General features: G+C 59.0%; 16 protein-coding genes and 1 pseudogene. 14 read left to right on the forward strand and 3 right to left on the reverse strand.

Annotated features, from left to right (window positions below; all coding sequences use genetic code 11):
• From ACIPIZ_RS23415 to ACIPIZ_RS23465, 11 genes are all read left to right on the forward strand, one after another.
• On the forward strand, window positions 1–139 hold a 139-nt coding region (locus ACIPIZ_RS23415), incomplete at its 5' end, for a hypothetical protein (RefSeq protein WP_401167730.1).
• Window positions 120–1,436 carry a peptidylprolyl isomerase SurA gene (gene surA, locus ACIPIZ_RS23420; protein ID WP_401167722.1) on the forward strand — a complete coding sequence of 439 codons (1,317 nt, stop codon included), beginning with the start codon at window positions 120–122 and terminating at the stop codon, window positions 1,434–1,436. The genes ACIPIZ_RS23415 and surA, both read left to right, overlap by 20 nt.
• Window positions 1,433–2,422 carry a 4-hydroxythreonine-4-phosphate dehydrogenase PdxA gene (gene pdxA, locus ACIPIZ_RS23425; protein WP_150647673.1) on the forward strand — a complete coding sequence of 330 codons (990 nt, stop codon included), beginning with the start codon at window positions 1,433–1,435 and terminating at the stop codon, window positions 2,420–2,422. Before surA ends, pdxA begins: the two co-directional genes overlap by 4 nt.
• The gene (rsmA, locus tag ACIPIZ_RS23430; protein WP_064390784.1) at window positions 2,419–3,237 is read left to right on the forward strand and encodes a 16S rRNA (adenine(1518)-N(6)/adenine(1519)-N(6))-dimethyltransferase RsmA; all 819 of its coding nucleotides are present in this window, start codon (window positions 2,419–2,421) and stop codon (window positions 3,235–3,237) included. Before pdxA ends, rsmA begins: the two co-directional genes overlap by 4 nt.
• A gap of 113 nt (window positions 3,238–3,350) precedes the next feature.
• The gene (gene apaG / locus ACIPIZ_RS23435) at window positions 3,351–3,731 is read left to right on the forward strand and encodes a Co2+/Mg2+ efflux protein ApaG (RefSeq protein WP_007910127.1); all 381 of its coding nucleotides are present in this window, start codon (window positions 3,351–3,353) and stop codon (window positions 3,729–3,731) included.
• Window positions 3,731–4,612: a symmetrical bis(5'-nucleosyl)-tetraphosphatase gene (locus ACIPIZ_RS23440; RefSeq protein ID WP_105709369.1), complete on the forward strand. Its 882-nt coding sequence runs from the start codon at window positions 3,731–3,733 to the stop codon at window positions 4,610–4,612. The genes apaG and ACIPIZ_RS23440 overlap by 1 nt, the downstream gene beginning before the upstream one ends.
• A 33-nt stretch (window positions 4,613–4,645) precedes the next feature.
• The gene (gene glpE / locus ACIPIZ_RS23445; protein WP_016983139.1) at window positions 4,646–4,975 is read left to right on the forward strand and encodes a thiosulfate sulfurtransferase GlpE; all 330 of its coding nucleotides are present in this window, start codon (window positions 4,646–4,648) and stop codon (window positions 4,973–4,975) included.
• A gap of 297 nt (window positions 4,976–5,272) precedes the next feature.
• Window positions 5,273–7,195 (forward strand): PrkA family serine protein kinase, encoded by a 1,923-nt coding sequence (locus tag ACIPIZ_RS23450; RefSeq protein ID WP_007910115.1) that lies wholly within the window; start codon window positions 5,273–5,275, stop codon window positions 7,193–7,195.
• Window positions 7,196–7,316: 121 nt separating this feature from the next.
• The gene (locus ACIPIZ_RS23455) at window positions 7,317–8,588 is read left to right on the forward strand and encodes a YeaH/YhbH family protein (protein ID WP_007910114.1); all 1,272 of its coding nucleotides are present in this window, start codon (window positions 7,317–7,319) and stop codon (window positions 8,586–8,588) included.
• On the forward strand, window positions 8,585–10,147 hold the full coding sequence (locus ACIPIZ_RS23460) for a SpoVR family protein (protein WP_064390786.1): 1,563 nt from the start codon (window positions 8,585–8,587) through the stop codon (window positions 10,145–10,147). Before ACIPIZ_RS23455 ends, ACIPIZ_RS23460 begins: the two co-directional genes overlap by 4 nt.
• 63 nt (window positions 10,148–10,210) lie before the next feature.
• Entirely contained in the window at window positions 10,211–11,434 is a 1,224-nt protein-coding gene (locus ACIPIZ_RS23465) for a multifunctional CCA addition/repair protein (RefSeq protein WP_122660109.1), read from the forward strand.
• Between the two features lie 91 nt (window positions 11,435–11,525).
• Here the strand turns inward: ACIPIZ_RS23465 and folK are convergent, their stop codons facing one another.
• On the reverse strand, window positions 11,526–12,041 hold the full coding sequence (folK, locus tag ACIPIZ_RS23470) for a 2-amino-4-hydroxy-6-hydroxymethyldihydropteridine diphosphokinase (RefSeq protein ID WP_105709367.1): 516 nt from the start codon (window positions 12,039–12,041) through the stop codon (window positions 11,526–11,528).
• A complete protein-coding gene (gene folB, locus ACIPIZ_RS23475) occupies window positions 12,032–12,388 on the reverse strand; it encodes a dihydroneopterin aldolase (RefSeq protein ID WP_064390789.1) in 357 nt (118 codons plus the stop codon). Before folB ends, folK begins: the two co-directional genes overlap by 10 nt.
• Window positions 12,389–12,462: 74 nt before the next feature.
• Here folB and plsY point away from each other — a divergent pair, with 74 nt between their 5' ends.
• Entirely contained in the window at window positions 12,463–13,032 is a 570-nt protein-coding gene (plsY, locus tag ACIPIZ_RS23480; RefSeq protein WP_064390790.1) for a glycerol-3-phosphate 1-O-acyltransferase PlsY, read from the forward strand.
• Window positions 13,033–13,055: 23 nt separating this feature from the next.
• Here the strand turns inward: plsY and tsaD are convergent, their stop codons facing one another.
• Entirely contained in the window at window positions 13,056–14,081 is a 1,026-nt protein-coding gene (tsaD, locus tag ACIPIZ_RS23485) for a tRNA (adenosine(37)-N6)-threonylcarbamoyltransferase complex transferase subunit TsaD (protein WP_064390791.1), read from the reverse strand.
• A gap of 139 nt (window positions 14,082–14,220) precedes the next feature.
• On the opposite strand from tsaD, the pseudogene rpsU reads away from it, so the two are divergent.
• Together rpsU and dnaG are read left to right on the forward strand one after the other, a co-directional pair.
• A pseudogene (gene rpsU / locus ACIPIZ_RS23490) lies at window positions 14,221–14,436 on the forward strand (30S ribosomal protein S21).
• 485 nt (window positions 14,437–14,921) lie between these two features.
• Window positions 14,922–16,886: a DNA primase gene (gene dnaG, locus ACIPIZ_RS23495; protein ID WP_064390792.1), complete on the forward strand. Its 1,965-nt coding sequence runs from the start codon at window positions 14,922–14,924 to the stop codon at window positions 16,884–16,886.
• Window positions 16,887–16,984 lie beyond the last annotated feature (98 nt).

Below are 16,984 nucleotides of genomic sequence, written 5' to 3' on the forward strand. Positions count from 1 at the left end.
TAAAAACGAAAAAGGCGACCACGGCGTCTTCATCCACATTGTTATGAAGGGACTCGGCTGCCTTACCGGCGCCAAGTTAGAGAGCTTCCTCGACAAAGGCATCCAAGGTTATCGTCAACGTGAAGACCAAGCTTTCTGATTGTCTGCGCCCGCTGATGCTGGGCGCGCTGTTCCTGGGTACGGCGGCCAACGCCGCCGTACAGTCCATCGATAAAGTGGTAGCGATCGTCGATAACGACGTGGTCATGCAGAGCCAACTGGACCAGCGCGTCCACGAAGTTCAGCAGACCATCGCCAAGCGTGGGGGTGGTTTGCCACCGCCAGGCGTGCTGGATCAACAGGTGCTTGAGCGCCTGATCGTCGAGAACCTGCAATTGCAGATCGGCGAACGTTCCGGCATCCGTATCACCGATGAAGAGCTGAACCAGGCTGTCGGTACGATTGCCCAGCGCAATAACATGACAGTGGATCAATTCCGCGTCGCTCTGGCTCGCGATGGTCTGTCTTATGACGACGCTCGTGACCAGATCAAACGCGAAATGGTCATCAGCCGTGTGCGTCAGCGTCGTGTGGCAGAACGCATTCAGGTTTCCGAGCAGGAAGTGAAAAACTTCCTCGCCTCCGACCTCGGCAAGATGCAACTGTCCGAAGAGCTGCACCTGGCCAACATCCTGATCCCGACGCCGGAAAGCGCCAACTCTGACGCCATTCAGAGCGCTGCCCGTCAGGCCATGGAGGTTTACCAGCAACTCAAGCAAGGCGCCGACTTCGGTCAAATGGCCGTTGCCAAGTCCGGCAGCGACAACGCTCTGGAAGGCGGCGACATGGGCTGGCGTAAAGCCGCGCAACTGCCACCGCCGTTCGATCGCGAGCTGAGCAGCATGGCGGTTGGCGACATCACTCAGCCTGCACGCACTCCAGGTGGTTTCATCATCCTGAAGCTGCTGGCCAAACGTGGTGGCGAAGCGCAGATGCGTGACGAAGTGCATGTCCGCCACATCCTCGTCAAACCAAGTCCGATCCGTGACGAAGCCAAGACTCAGGCGCTGGTGCAATCGCTGTACGAGCGCATCCTGGCCGGTGAAGATTTCGCCGAACTGGCGAAGAACTACTCCGAAGACCCGGGTTCGGCCCTCAACGGCGGTGACCTGAACTGGATCGATCCGAACGCACTGGTGCCGGAATTCCGCGAAGTGATGGCCAAGACCCCACAAGGTCAGCTGTCCAAGCCATTCCAGACCCAATACGGCTGGCACGTTCTGGAAGTCCTTGGCCGCCGCGCCACCGACAGCACTGAACAAGCCCGCGAGCAGCAAGCCATGACCGTACTGCGTAACCGCAAATACGACGAAGAGCTGCAAACCTGGCTGCGTCAGATCCGTGACGAAGCGTACGTAGAGATCAAACTCCCTGGTGCAGACCAGGCAGCGCAGTGAAACCCCAGCGTTTCGCGCTGACACCCGGCGAACCAGCCGGCATCGGTCCCGACCTGTGCCTGCTGCTCGCCTCGCAAGCCCAGCCACATCCCCTGATTGCCATTACCAGCCGCGACCTGCTCAAAGAGCGGGCCGCGCAGCTGGGGCTGGCCGTCAACTTGCTGGAGGTCGGCCCTGATCACTGGCCGAAAGCCCCGGCGCCTGCGAACAGCCTGTACGTCTGGGATACACCGCTCAGCGCCCCCGTGGTTGCCGGGCAACTGGACAAGGCCAACGCCGCGTTCGTCCTCGAAACCCTGACCCGCGCCGGCAATGGCTGCCTCAACGGCGACTTCGCCGGGATGATCACTGCGCCTGTGCACAAGGGCGTGATCAACGAATCGGGCATCGCGTTCTCCGGGCACACGGAATTTCTCGCTGAACTGACCCACACCGCTCAAGTCGTGATGATGCTGGCGACACGCGGTTTGCGCGTTGCACTGGTCACCACTCACCTGCCCCTGCGTGACATCGCCGATGCGATCACGCCAGAGCGCCTGGAGCGGGTCACGCGGATTCTGCACAGCGAACTGCAAAACAAATTCGGCATCGCCCGGCCACGCATCCTCGTCTGCGGGCTCAACCCGCACGCGGGTGAAGGCGGACATCTGGGCCATGAAGAAATCGACATCATCGAACCCACCTTAGAGCGCCTGCGCAGCGAGGGCATGGACCTTCGTGGCCCGCTGCCCGCCGACACTCTGTTTACCCCCAAATATCTGGAGCACTGCGACGCAGTGCTGGCGATGTACCACGACCAGGGCTTGCCTGTGCTCAAGTACAAAGGCTTCGGCGCTGCCGTCAACGTGACCCTGGGTTTGCCAATCATCCGCACGTCGGTCGACCATGGCACCGCCCTGGACCTGGCCGGCAGCGGCAAGATCGACACCGGCAGCCTGCAAGTCGCCCTGGAAACCGCCTACCAGATGGCCGAGACCCGTTTATGACCGAGCAATACCAACACAAGGCGCGCAAACGCTTTGGCCAGAACTTCCTGCACGATGCCGGCGTCATCGATCGCATCCTGCGCTCCATCAGTGCCAAGTCTGGAGACCGCCTGCTGGAAATCGGCCCGGGCCAGGGCGCACTGACTGCCGGTTTGCTCAACTCCGGCGCGCAACTGGACGTGGTGGAACTGGACAAGGATCTGATCCCGATCCTCAATCAGCAGTTTGCCGGCAAGAGCAACTTCAACCTGCATCAGGGCGATGCGCTGAAGTTCGACTTCAACACGCTCAATGCCGCGCCGAACAGCCTGCGTGTGGTCGGCAACCTGCCTTACAACATCTCGACGCCGCTGATTTTTCACCTGCTGAACAACGCCGGCATCATTCGCGACATGCACTTCATGCTGCAGAAAGAAGTGGTCGAACGCCTCGCTGCTGGCCCGGGCGGTGGTGACTGGGGTCGTCTGTCGATCATGGTTCAGTACCACTGCCGCGTGGAACATCTGTTCAATGTCGGCCCCGGCGCGTTCAACCCGCCGCCGAAAGTCGACTCGGCGATCGTTCGCCTGGTGCCGCACGCCGTACTGCCGCACCCGGCCAAGGATCACAAGTTGCTGGAGCGCGTTGTGCGCGAAGCGTTCAACCAGCGCCGCAAGACCCTGCGCAACACCCTCAAGCAATTGCTCAGCAATGCCGAGATCGAAGCCGCTGGTGTCGATGGCAGCCTGCGTCCGGAGCAACTGGACCTGGCCGCGTTCGTACGCTTGGCTGACCAACTCGCCATACAGGTTCCGGCCTCCCCCGCCGCCGACTGACAAGCGATGAGCGCTATCGGGCAGGACGCCACTCTGGTTTACTGCCCGATACTTGCCTAGACTGATTCCCCATCAGCTACGCCCCGCGTTCCGCTTCGTTTAAGGCCCCTTGCATGTCCGATTCCCGTTACCAGGTCGATGTCAGTGTCGTTACCCGCTATCTGGCAGACCAATCGCAACCCGAGCACGACCGCTTCGCCTTCGCCTACACCATCACCGTGCAGAACAATGGCGAGCAGCCCGCGCGCCTGATGTCGCGACATTGGGTGATCACCGATGGTGACGGCCACGTCGAAGAGGTGCGCGGCGCCGGTGTCGTCGGCCAGCAACCGCTGATCGATGCGGGCCAGAGCCATACCTACAGCAGCGGCACGGTGATGACCACCAAGGTCGGCACCATGCAGGGCACCTACGAAATGGTCGCCGACGACGGCAAGCATTTCGACGCCATCATCAAACCTTTCCGTCTGGCGGTGCCCGGAGCCTTGCACTGATGGCGACGTATGCTGTCGGCGACCTGCAGGGCTGCCTCGAACCGCTGAAATGCCTGCTCAGGCAGGTGGCGTTCGACCCCAAGCTTGATCGTCTGTGGCTGGTCGGCGATCTGGTCAACCGTGGCCCGCAATCGCTGGAAACCCTGCGTTTTCTCTATGGCATGCGTGAGTCGCTGGTCTGCGTGCTCGGCAACCATGACCTGCATCTGCTGGCGGCGGCGAAAAACATCGAGCGCCTGAAGAAGTCGGACACCTTGCGCGAGATTCTCGAGGCACCGGACAGCGCCGAGTTGCTTGAGTGGTTACGCCAGCAAAAGCTGATGCATTACGACGAGACTCGCGATGTCGCCATGGTGCATGCCGGCATTCCGCCGCAATGGTCGCTGAACCGCGCGCTGAAGTGCGCCGCCGAAGTCGAAAGCGCCCTGCGTGACGATAATCTGTTCCCCGCTTACCTCGACGGCATGTACGGCAACGATCCAGCGAAATGGGACAACGACCTCAAAGGTGTGACCCGCTTGCGCGTCATCACCAACTATTTCACGCGCATGCGCTTCTGCACCACCGAGGGCAAGCTCGACCTCAAGAGCAAGGAAGGCCTCGACACCGCGCCAGCGGGTTACAAACCGTGGTTCCAGCACAAGGAGCGCAAGACCAAGGGCCTGAGGATCATCTTCGGCCACTGGGCGGCCCTTGAAGGCAATATCCATGAGCCTGGCATCTCGGCGCTGGACACCGGTTGTGTCTGGGGCGGCAGCCTGACCCTGATGAACGTCGACAGCGGCGAACGCCTGTCGTGCAAATGCGACGAACACGGCGGTCTAGCTCAGACCGTCGCACCACTTATCCCCGAATCTTCGCCAGTCAGCGCACCGCGTTAGACTGCGCTTTCAGCCGAGCAACAGGAACCCGTCATGAGCGAATTCAAACGAATCCCCCCGGAACAGGCCCAGGCCCTGCGTGAACAAGGCGCGGTCGTCGTCGACGTCCGTGATCCGGCAACTTTTGCAGCGCTACACATCAGTGGCTCGAAGCATCTGGACAATCACTCGCTGCACGCCTTCATTCAAGGCGCTGACCTCGACGCCCCGACCGTGGTCGTCTGCTATCACGGTAATTCCAGCCAGGGCGCTGCGGCCTACTTGATCAGCCAAGGCTTTTCCGACGTCTACAGCATGGACGGCGGCTTTGAGCTGTGGCGTACGACGTATCCTGCGGAAACCGCGCAAGGCACCGCCGAATAATTTTTTTGCAACGCGCAGGCCCCGGCTGCCGTGGGCCTGCGCTGGCAGACGAACGGTCTTGCCACAACTAATTACGTATCTCGCCTTTACCTCCCGAATTCCCAACTATCCTTAAGCCCAGGCCATCCAAATCAGGGGAGAGCCGGTACACCGGCGCACGGGTCATCGGGAGTGACTTTCACGATTGTCGATCGTGGAAGTGTTCTGGGGGGTAAACAAACAGCCGCCAAAACGGTTGTTTGCCAGCATCGACTGAGTGATCCGGCGTCGGCTCCACGTATCGAGCGAGGTGACGTCATGAGTATCTTTAGCCACTTCCAACAACGCTTCGAGTCCACACGCCAGGAAGAACTCTCGCTGCAAGAGTACCTGGAGCTGTGCAAGAAAGACCGTAGCGCCTACGTTTCCGCCGCCGAGCGTCTATTGCTGGCCATCGGCGAGCCGGAACTGCTCGACACCTCGACCAATTCGAGGCTGTCACGCATCTTCTCCAACAAGGTGATCCGTCGCTATCCGGCCTTTGAAGACTTCCACGGGATGGAAGAATGCATCGACCAGATCGTCTCGTATTTCCGCCACGCCGCCCAAGGCCTGGAAGAGAAGAAACAGATCCTCTATCTGCTCGGCCCTGTCGGCGGCGGTAAATCGTCCCTGGCCGAGAAGCTGAAACAGTTGATCGAGAAAGTGCCCTTCTACGCGATCAAGGGCTCACCTGTATTCGAGTCGCCGCTGGGTCTGTTCAACGCCACCGAAGATGGCGCGATCCTCGAAGAAGACTTCGGTATCCCGCGGCGCTACCTGAACACCATCATGTCGCCATGGGCGACCAAACGCCTGGCCGAATTCGGCGGCGACATCAGCCAGTTCCGCGTGGTCAAGCTGTACCCGTCGATCCTTAACCAGATCGCCGTGGCCAAGACCGAACCGGGCGACGAGAACAATCAGGACATCTCGGCGCTGGTGGGCAAGGTCGATATCCGCAAACTCGAGGAATACCCACAGAACGACGCCGACGCCTACAGCTATTCCGGTGCGCTGTGCCGGGCCAACCAGGGCCTGATGGAATTTGTCGAAATGTTCAAGGCACCGATCAAGGTGCTGCACCCGTTGCTGACCGCGACACAGGAAGGCAACTACAACAGTACCGAAGGCCTCGGCGCGATTCCGTTCACCGGGATTCTGCTCGCTCACTCCAACGAATCGGAATGGCACACCTTCCGCAACAACAAGAACAACGAAGCGTTCATCGACCGGATCTACATCGTCAAAGTACCGTATTGCCTGCGCGTCAGCGACGAAGTGAAGATCTACGACAAACTGTTGTTCAACAGTTCTCTGGCCAAGGCCCATTGCGCGCCCGACACCCTGAAGATGCTCGCGCAGTTCACCGTGCTGTCACGCCTCAAGGAGCCGGAAAACTCCAACATCTATTCAAAAATGCGCGTCTACGACGGTGAGAACCTCAAGGACACCGATCCGAAGGCCAAGTCGATCCAGGAATACCGCGACTCGGCAGGTGTTGACGAAGGCATGAACGGTCTGTCAACCCGCTTCGCGTTCAAGATCCTCTCCAAGGTCTTCAACTTCGATCCGCATGAAATCGCCGCCAACCCGGTGCACCTGCTCTATGTGCTGGAACAGCAGATCGAACAGGAACAGTTCCAGGCCGAAACCCGCGAGCGCTACCTGCGCTACCTGAAGGAATACCTGGCACCGCGTTATATCGAATTCATCGGCAAGGAGATCCAGACCGCTTATCTCGAGTCTTACAGCGAATACGGCCAGAACATCTTCGACCGCTACGTGCTTTACGCGGACTTCTGGATTCAGGATCAGGAATACCGCGATCCGGAAACCGGCGAGATCCTCAACCGCGTCGCGTTGAATGAAGAACTGGAAAAAATCGAGAAACCGGCCGGTATCAGCAATCCGAAGGATTTCCGCAACGAGATCGTCAACTTCGTCCTGCGCGCCCGGGCCAACAACAACGGCAAGAACCCGACCTGGCTCAGCTACGAAAAACTGCGCGTGGTCATCGAGAAGAAAATGTTCTCCAACACCGAGGATCTGCTGCCGGTCATCAGCTTCAACGCCAAGGCCAGCAAGGAGGACCAACAGAAGCACAACGACTTCGTCACTCGAATGGTCGAACGCGGCTACACCGACAAACAGGTACGGCTTCTTTCCGAATGGTACCTGCGGGTACGGAAGTCGCAGTGAAGCAGCTGCAAGCTTCTAGCTACGAGCTGCAAGAACAAAGCGCGTAACCCACTGATGCCCGGGAACCTGCTTTTTCTTGCAGCTTGAAGCTCACAACTTGAAGCTGCCCGGAGGGCTTCCTATGAGTTATGTGATCGACCGACGTCTGAATGGCAAGAACAAGAGCACGGTGAATCGCCAGCGTTTCCTGCGGCGTTACCGTGATCACATCAAAAAGGCTGTCGAAGAGGCCGTCAGCCGCCGTTCCATTACCGATATGGAACACGGCGAGCAGATCAGCATTCCCGGTCGCGACATCGACGAACCGGTGCTTCACCACGGCCGCGGCGGCAAGCAGACCGTGGTTCACCCCGGCAACAAGGAATTCACCGCCGGCGAGCATATTGCCCGACCACCGGGCGGTGGCGGCGGACGCGGTCCGGGCAAGGCCGGCAACTCCGGCGAGGGCATGGACGAGTTCGTCTTCCAGATCACCCAGGAAGAATTCCTCGAATTCATGTTCGAAGACCTCGAACTGCCGAACCTGGTCAAACGCAACCTGAGCGGTACCGACACCTTCAAAACTGTGCGCGCCGGGATCAGTAACGAAGGCAACCCGTCCCGGATCAACATCATCCGCACCCTGCGTTCCGCCCATGCACGGCGCATTGCCCTGTCCGGCAGCAGCCGGGCGAAGCTACGCGAAGTCAAAGAAGAACTTGAGCGACTAAGACGCGAAGAGCCGGACAATTTCGGCGATATTCAGGAACTCGAGGCGGAAATCGAAAAACTTAGCGCGCGCATCCATCGCGTGCCGTTCCTCGATACGTTCGACCTGAAATACAACTTGCTGATCAAACAACCGAACCCGAGCTCGAAAGCCGTGATGTTCTGCCTGATGGACGTTTCCGGGTCCATGACCCAGGCGACCAAGGACATTGCCAAACGCTTTTTCATCCTGTTGTACCTGTTCCTGAAACGGAACTACGACAAGATCGACGTGGTATTCATCCGCCACCACACCAGCGCCCGGGAAGTCGACGAAGAGGAGTTTTTCTATTCGCGGGAAACCGGCGGCACCATCGTCTCCAGCGCGCTGAAGCTGATGCAGGAGATCATGGCCGAGCGTTATCCGAGTAACGAGTGGAACATCTACGCGGCTCAGGCCTCCGACGGTGACAACTGGAACGACGACTCGCCGATCTGCCGTGACATCCTGATCAACCAGATCATGCCGTTTGTGCAGTACTACACTTACGTGGAGATCACCCCGCGTGAACATCAGGCCTTGTGGTACGAGTACGAACGCATCGCCGAAGCCTTTTCTGACACATTTGCCCAGCAGCAACTGGTCTCGGCCGGGGATATCTATCCGGTCTTCCGTGAACTCTTCCAGCGCAGGTTAGTGACATGACCGCCAAAGAGCAGAAGCGCCAACCCATTTCCACCGGCTCCGAATGGACATTCGAGCTGATCCAGACCTACGACCGCGAAATCGCCCGTATCGCGGCCGGCTATGCGCTGGACACCTATCCCAACCAGATCGAAGTGATCACCGCCGAGCAGATGATGGACGCCTATGCGTCGGTGGGCATGCCGCTGGGTTATCACCACTGGTCCTACGGCAAACACTTCCTCAGCACCGAAAAATCCTACAGTCGCGGACAAATGGGCCTGGCCTACGAGATCGTGATCAACTCCGACCCGTGCATCGCCTATCTGATGGAAGAAAACACCATCTGCATGCAGGCGCTGGTGGTGGCTCACGCCTGCTATGGCCACAACAGCTTCTTCAAGGGTAATTACCTGTTCCGCACCTGGACGGATGCCAGTTCGATCATCGACTACCTGGTGTTCGCCAAGCAGTACATCATGCAGTGCGAGGAACGCCACGGCATCGATGCCGTGGAGGACTTGCTCGACTCCTGCCATGCACTGATGAACTACGGCGTCGACCGTTACAAACGCCCGTATCCGATTTCCGCCGAGGAGGAACGGCGGCGGCAGAAGGATCGTGAAGAACACATGCAGAAGCAGATCAATGATCTGTGGCGCACCATTCCCAAAGGCGCGGACAAATACAGCGACAAGGACAACGCACGTTTCCCGGCAGAGCCGCAGGAAAACATCCTCTATTTCATCGAGAAGCACGCGCCGTTGCTGGAGCCTTGGCAGCGCGAGATCGTGCGCATCGTGCGCAAGATCGCCCAGTACTTTTACCCACAGCGTCAGACCCAGGTGATGAACGAGGGCTGGGCGACGTTCTGGCACTACACCCTGATGAACGACCTGTACGACGAAGGCCTGGTCACTGACGGCTTCATGATGGAGTTTCTGACGTCACACACCAGCGTGGTGTTCCAGCCTGGCTTCGACAGTCCGTACTACAGCGGCATCAACCCCTATGCACTGGGTTTTGCCATGTACCGCGACATTCGGCGCATGTGCGAAGAACCTACCGAGGAAGATCGTCACTGGTTCCCGGAGATCGCCGGAACGGACTGGCTATCGACCATCAAGTTCGCCATGAGCAGCTTCAAGGATGAGAGCTTCATCCTGCAGTACCTGTCACCCAAGGTAATCCGTGATCTGAAGCTGTTCAGCATTATGGATGACGATCAAAAGGATGACTTGTTGGTGCCGGCGATCCATGACGAACCCGGCTATCGAATCATCCGCGAAACCCTGGCGGCACAGTACAACCTCGGCAACCGCGAACCGAACGTACAGATCTACAGCATCGATCGGCGCGGCGATCGCTCGCTGACCTTGCGTCACCAGCAACACGATCGCAAACCGCTGGGAGATTCCACTGACGAGGTGCTTAAACATCTGCATCGCTTATGGGGCTTCGATATCCACCTGGAAACCCTGCAAGGCGACCAGATCATGAAAACCCATCACGTTCCGCCACGCAGTGAACACAGCGAAGGGGATTACGGTCGGCTCGACCTCGCCGTCATTCATCTTTGAAACGGTTCTAGCCTCCGCAAGTCCGGCGCAAGGGTTATCCTGTCGGGCTAACGGAGGTTTTTTATGCAGATTTTCAAGGTTGGCGGTGCCGTACGTGATCGCTTGCTGGGCAAACCGGTCACGGACATCGATTGGGTCGTGGTCGGCGCCACCACGCAAGAAATGCTCGCCAAGGGCTATCGCCCGGTCGGTGCGGATTTCCCGGTTTTTCTTCACCCGAAAAGCGGTGAGGAATACGCCCTCGCCCGCACCGAACGCAAAAGCGGTCGCGGTTATGGCGGCTTCACCTTTCACGCCAGCCCCGAAGTAACTCTTGAAGAAGATCTGATTCGTCGGGATCTGACCATCAATGCCATGGCCGAGGACGATCAGCAGAATCTCACCGATCCATACGATGGCCAGCGCGATCTTGAAGCTCGAATCCTGCGCCACGTTTCCCCGGCGTTTGCCGAAGATCCCCTCCGCGTTCTGCGTGTTGCCCGCTTCGCCGCGCGCTATGCCGGGCTGGGTTTTACTGTCGCACCGGAAACCCTCGAACTGATGCGCCAACTCAGCGAATCCGGCGAACTGGAAGCATTGACCGCTGAGCGCAGCTGGAAAGAAATCTCCCGCGCACTGATGGAAGATCAGCCACAGGTGTTCATTCAGGTTCTGCGCGACTGCGGTGCGCTAAAAGTGCTGATGCCGGAAGTGGATGCGCTGTTTGGCGTGCCGCAACCGGAAGCGCATCATCCGGAAATCGATACCGGCCTGCACACACTCAGCGTGCTGGAGCAGTCGGCGCTGCACAAACAACCGCTGACCGTGCGCTGGGCTTGTCTGCTGCATGACCTTGGCAAAGGCCTGACCCCGGAAGAACAGTGGCCTCGGCATATAGCCCATGAGCACACCGGGTTGAAGCTGATCAAAGCGGTCAACGAACGCTTCAAGGCGCCGAAGGATTGCCAGGAATTGGCCTTGCTGGTTGGCAAGTACCACACCCATGGCCACCGGGCCCTGGAGTTGAAGGCATCTACGCTACTGGAGTTGTTGCAGAGCTTTGACGTGTATCGCCGGCCGCAAAGGTTTGAAGAGTTTATCGCTGCCTGCGAAATGGACGCCCGAGGCCGTAAAGGGCTGGAGCAGAGAAGTTATCCACAGGCGGATTATTTGCGTGGCGCGGCCAAGGCAGCGCGAGAGGTCGCGGTGCAGCCGTTGCTGGAGAAGGGATTCAAGGGCCCTGAGTTGGGCGAAGCGCTGAAGCGTGAGCGGCTCAAGGCATTGAAAGTGTACAAAGACAACGCTTGAAGCAAGATCAAAAGATCGCAGCCTTCGGCAGCTCCTACAGAGAGATTTGGATTTCCATGTAGGAGCTGCCGCAGGCTGCGATCTTTTGCTTTTAAAGGTCCTCAGGCGTGAGCTGCTTGCCGCGCCACTCAAACCGGACCGGCGCCAGCACCTGATCAATCTGCGCCTCTGCCCACAACGTCGCGAAGCTTTTTCCCACACCCGGATGCACGCGATCCGGCGCAATCAGCGACAACGGCCACAACACAAAAGCATTTTTCAGAATTTCCGCCCGCGGCAAAACCAGACCGTCGAAATTCCCCACCTGATCACCATACAACAGCACGTCGATATCCAGGGGCAGGCCCTTGCGATCCGGCGCGTAACGTCCGTTATCCGCCTCGATGAATTTCAAGCGCCGATCCAGCTCCATCAACGGCAGATCGGTATACGCCGACACCACGAAGTTGAAGAACGGCCCGCTCTTGATCCCCACCGCCGCGCTCTCGAACACCGCCGAACAGCGGATATCCACCAGAAACGTCGCCAATGCATCGAGACCTGCACACAAATGGGTTTCGCGCTCGATATTACTACCGAGCCCGAGATAGACCTGAGTCAGCGACATCCGCGCTCGATCTCCACACCCACGCCACCCTTGGCGGCTGGAACGGCGCCGGGCTTGGTCAGCTTCAGGCGTACCCACGTGATCTTGAATTCGCTCATCAGCACTTCGACCAAACGCTCGGCGAAGGTCTCGACCAGCTGAAACTGAGCTTGCTCGGCAAAAGCCTGAATCCGCGTGGAAACACTGGCGTAATCGAGCGCCAGGGTCAGGTCGTCACCGGCGGCGGCCGGGCGATTGTCCCAAGCGAAGCTCAGATCAAGACGCAAGCACTGTCGAATGCCGCGCTCCCAGTCGTAGGCACCGATCACAGTGTCGACTTCCAGGCCCTCGATAAACACTCTGTCCAAGCACTTCTCTCCACTGCACGACAAGGGCGCAATGCGCCGTTAGAATCAGGGCGTCCTCGCCCGGAATAGTTAGCATGTTTTGGTTACTGGCGACTCTCGCCTACCTGCTCGGCTCGCTGTCCTTCGCCATTTTGCTCAGCCGCCTGACCGGAAATCCGGATCCGCGAATGAGTGGCTCGGGCAATGCCGGCGCCACCAACATGCTGCGCCTGGCCGGTCGCAAACTGGCGATCCTGACCCTGCTGGGTGATCTGTGCAAAGGCCTGGTGCCGGTGCTGATCGCCTCGGCTGTCGGTCTTTCGCTGCAGGATCAGGCGTGGATTGGCGTGTGCGCCGTGATCGGTCACCTGTTCCCGCTGTACTTTCGCTTTCGTGGCGGCAAAGGCGTCGCCACCGCTGCCGGCATGCTGCTGGGCCTGTATCCCCCCGCCGCGCTGCTGGCGGTTTGCGCCTGGCTGCTGACGTTCTACCTGACCCGCACCAGCTCACTGGCGGCGCTGATCGCCACGCCGCTGACCCTGCCGTTGCTCGCCTGGCAGGAACCGGAGGCGCTGTTGCCGATGAGCGCGCTGACATTGCTGATCGTCTGGCGCCACCGCGGCAATCTACGCGACCTGTTTGCCGGGCGCGAACGGCATTTTTAAATACAGCTCATGAGCGCCGCTCATCACAACGCCGACAACTGCTCCATCGGCCAGCGCGCCTGCACGCTGATCGCCAGGCTTTCCTGCTGACCGGCCTGCAACCGCTGGCAACCAGCAAACGCGATCATCGCGCCGTTGTCGGTGCAGAACTCCGGACGCGCATAAAATACATCGCCCTTCATGTCGCCGAGCATTTTCTCCAGCGACACCCGCAATGCCTTGTTGGCGCTGACGCCACCAGCGATCACCAGACGCTTCATGCCGGCCTGTTTCAGGGCACGCTTGCACTTGATGGTCAAAGTCTCCACCACGGCCTGCTGGAACGCCAGCGCGATGTCGCAACGGGCTTGATCATTGTCGTCCCCGGCGCTGACGCACTGCTGCCAGGCATTGAGCGCAGAGGTTTTCAGACCACTGAAGCTGAATTGCAGGCCCGGGCGATCGCACATCGGACGCGGAAAGGTGAAACGTCCTGCAACGCCCTTCTCCGCCAACTTGGCGATTTCCGGTCCGCCCGGATAATTGAGGCCCATCATCTTCGCGGTTTTATCGAACGCTTCGCCGGCGGCATCGTCGAGGGTCTCGCCGAGCAGACTGTATTGGCCGATGCCATCGACCTGAACCAGCTGTGTATGACCACCGGAGACCAACAAAGCGACGAACGGGAATTCCGGCGGTTTTGGCTCGAGCATCGGCGCGAGCAAATGCCCTTCCATGTGGTGCACACCGAGTGCCGGAATACCCCAGGCAAACGCCAGCGCCTGAGCGCAGGAAGCACCAACCAGTAACGCGCCAACCAGGCCAGGGCCCGCGGTGTAGGCGATTGCATCGATCTCGGTCGGCACGCAGTCAGCCTCGGCCAACACCTGACGAATCAAGGGCAGCATGCGTTTGACGTGGTCACGCGAGGCGAGCTCCGGCACCACACCGCCATAGGCGCGGTGCAGGTCGATCTGACTGAACAGTGCGTCGGCCAGCAGGCCGCGTTCACTGTCATATAATGCGACGCCGGTTTCGTCGCAGGAGGTTTCTAATCCCAGTACTAGCATGGGTTTGCGCCTTGTTTAGGCTGAATTCGAAGGCGCGCATTCTAGTCGCCGCGTGATGCCCCGACCAGCGGTTTTCGATCAGAGGCTTTGCATTCCGAGCGATGGAACCACACAACCTACACCTAAGGGGTGATGGCGTATGCCAATTATTAAAGTACGTGAAAACGAACCATTCGACGTAGCTCTGCGTCGTTTCAAGCGCTCCTGAGAAAAAGCCGGTGTACTGGCTGAAGTTCGTAGCCGCGAATTTTACGAGAAGCCAACTTCTGAGCGTAAGCGCAAAGCAGCAGCCGCTGTTAAGCGTCACGCCAAGAAAGTTCAGCGCGAACAGCGCCGCGCCGTTCGTCTGTACTAATACACAGACGTTCGTAGCAAGCTTCTTGCCTAAGCCCGGCTCTCAGCCGGGCTAATGGCATTTGCGTAAAACGCTTGATGCTTCACCGTCGAAGCCGCACACGCGACCGAGACAAATCTGCTTCACGCGTCAGACCTGGCTCTTTTGCCAGCGGTGCACGTCTTTTCTGACGAGCCTTTCAAGGCTACTGACGAGCACACCCACTGATTCCTCTTACGACGATCAGCCCAAGGCACCTGCATGCGTGCCCGCTTTATTGAGCTATCCGAGGCCCTTTACCGGCCGCCAGCGGATTCAGCGCAACACTTTCAAATAGTCGAAGACTGATGGTTACTAACGTCAGTGGATTTTCGGCAGATACACTTCCCGACAGCGATTACGCAGACGACACCGGTCGAGCCGCACATTTTGCGTGCTTCCTATAATGACCCGCGTCCGCCAGCCTTTCGCATCGGACTTATTGCAGCGCAGACGACGAGAATGCCATGGCCGGGCTGATACCCCAGAGCTTCATTGACGACCTGCTGAACCGCACCGACATCGTCGACGTGGTCAGCTCGCGCGTGCAATTGAAGAAGGCCGGCAAGAACTACACCGCCTGCTGCCCGTTTCACAAAGAGAAAACCCCGTCCTTCAGCGTCAGCCCCGACAAGCAGTTCTATTACTGCTTCGGCTGCGGCGCCGGCGGCAATGCCCTCGGCTTTCTCATGGACCACGACAACCTGGATTTCCCCCAGGCTGTCGAGGATCTGGCGAAAGCCGCCGGCATGGAAATCCCCCGCGAAGAAAGTGGCCGCGAGCGCAAGCCACGGCAACCGACCGATTCGCCGCTATACCCGTTGCTCACCGCTGCTGCGGATTTTTACAAGCAGGCGCTCAAGAGCCATCCCGCCCGCAAGGCAGCCGTGGATTACCTCAAAGGCCGCGGCCTGACCGGCGAGATCGCCCGGGATTTCGGCCTCGGCTTTGCGCCACCGGGCTGGGACAACCTGTTCAAGCACTTGAGCAGCGACACTTTGCAGCAAAAAGCCATGATCGACGCCGGCCTGTTGATCGAGAACGCCGAAACCGGCAAACGCTATGACCGCTTCCGCGATCGCGTGATGTTCCCGATCCGCGACACCCGTGGGCGGATCATCGCTTTCGGCGGTCGCGTACTCGGCGACGACAAGCCGAAGTACCTGAACTCACCGGAAACCCCGGTATTCCATAAAGGCCAGGAGCTCTACGGCCTTTATGAAGCGCGCAAGAACAACCGCAACCTCGACGAAATCATTGTCGTCGAAGGTTATATGGACGTCATCGCCCTCGCCCAACAAGGCCTGAAAAATGCCGTCGCGACGCTGGGCACCGCGACCAGCGAAGAACACTTGAAACGCCTGTTCCGCGTCGTGCCGAACGTTTTGTTCTGTTTCGACGGCGACCAGGCCGGCCGTAACGCCGCCTGGCGCGCACTGGAAGCAACGCTGTCGAGCCTGCAGGACGGGCGTCGTGCACGCTTCCTGTTTCTGCCCGAAGGCGAAGACCCGGACACCTTGGTACGCGCCGAAGGCACTGACGCGTTCAAGGCGCGAATCAATCAACACGCTCAGCCGCTGGCGGACTATTTCTTCCAGCAACTGACCGAAGAAGCCGACCCCCGCTCGCTCGAGGGCAAGGCCCACATGGCCACCCTCGCGGCACCGTTGATCGACAAAGTGCCGGGCGCCAACCTGCGCATTCTGATGCGTCAGCGCCTGACCGAAATTACCGGCCTGAGCAGCGAAACCGTCAGTCAGCTGGCACAAAATGCGCCGCAGGAAGCGCCGCCCGCCTACGATCCGGGCATCGATTACGACGCAATGCCGGACTACAGCGACTACCATCAGCCGCAGGCACAGGACATGTATGTGCCGCAGCAGGAATGGACGCCGAAGAAACCCGGCGCTGGCGGCAAGAAATGGGACAAGAAGCCCTGGGACAAGAACGGCAAGCGTGGCGGTGATCGCGACCAGCAACGCCCACGTACGCCGATTGGCGTCGAGTCGCCGACCTTGACCGCCCTGCGCACACTGCTTCATCACCCGCAATTGGCCGAGCGCGTCGAAGATGCCGGGCACATTGCCGACGAAAATCAGACCAACGCCCAACTACTTGTGGCGCTGCTCGAAGCCGTACAGAAGAATCCCAAGCTAAACTCATTTCAGTTGATCGCGCGATGGCACGGCACTGAACAGGGACGCTTGCTCAAGGCACTGGCAGAAAAGGAGTGGTTGATTGACGGAGATAACCTTGAACAACAGTTTTTCGACACCATTACTAGCTTGTCAGCCCGCCAACGCGAGCGAAATCTTGAACAGTTACTCAGGAAAGCCCGTCAAAGCGAACTGAGTATTGAAGAGAAAAATCAACTGCGCGACCTTCTTAGTCGCAATGTTTCCGCATCAAACCCGACCTCAACTGGCGCGTGAGGTCATAGCTCAGGTATAATCCTCGGCTTGTTTTTTGCCCGCGAAGACCTTCAGTGGATATGGTGTTATGTCCGGATATGCGAAACAGCAGTCTCGTA

It is taken from the genome of Pseudomonas sp. NPDC087690, from assembly GCF_044743175.1.
GTDB lineage: Bacteria > Pseudomonadota > Gammaproteobacteria > Pseudomonadales > Pseudomonadaceae > Aquipseudomonas.

Excerpts from the sequence above, each read along its gene's own strand:
- rsmA (WP_064390784.1), top strand. The coding sequence starts at position 2,419 with ATGACCGAGCAATACCAACACAAGGCGCGCAAACGCTTTGGCCAGAAC.
- apaG (WP_007910127.1), top strand. The coding sequence starts at position 3,351 with ATGTCCGATTCCCGTTACCAGGTCGATGTCAGTGTCGTTACCCGCTAT.
- ACIPIZ_RS23440 (WP_105709369.1), top strand. The coding sequence starts at position 3,731 with ATGGCGACGTATGCTGTCGGCGACCTGCAGGGCTGCCTCGAACCGCTG.
- glpE (WP_016983139.1), top strand. The coding sequence starts at position 4,646 with ATGAGCGAATTCAAACGAATCCCCCCGGAACAGGCCCAGGCCCTGCGT.
- ACIPIZ_RS23450 (WP_007910115.1), top strand. The coding sequence starts at position 5,273 with ATGAGTATCTTTAGCCACTTCCAACAACGCTTCGAGTCCACACGCCAG.
- ACIPIZ_RS23455 (WP_007910114.1), top strand. The coding sequence starts at position 7,317 with ATGAGTTATGTGATCGACCGACGTCTGAATGGCAAGAACAAGAGCACG.
- ACIPIZ_RS23460 (WP_064390786.1), top strand. The coding sequence starts at position 8,585 with ATGACCGCCAAAGAGCAGAAGCGCCAACCCATTTCCACCGGCTCCGAA.
- ACIPIZ_RS23465 (WP_122660109.1), top strand. The coding sequence starts at position 10,211 with ATGCAGATTTTCAAGGTTGGCGGTGCCGTACGTGATCGCTTGCTGGGC.
- folK (WP_105709367.1), bottom strand. The coding sequence starts at position 12,041 with ATGTCGCTGACTCAGGTCTATCTCGGGCTCGGTAGTAATATCGAGCGC.
- plsY (WP_064390790.1), top strand. The coding sequence starts at position 12,463 with ATGTTTTGGTTACTGGCGACTCTCGCCTACCTGCTCGGCTCGCTGTCC.
- tsaD (WP_064390791.1), bottom strand. The coding sequence starts at position 14,081 with ATGCTAGTACTGGGATTAGAAACCTCCTGCGACGAAACCGGCGTCGCA.
- dnaG (WP_064390792.1), top strand. The coding sequence starts at position 14,922 with ATGGCCGGGCTGATACCCCAGAGCTTCATTGACGACCTGCTGAACCGC.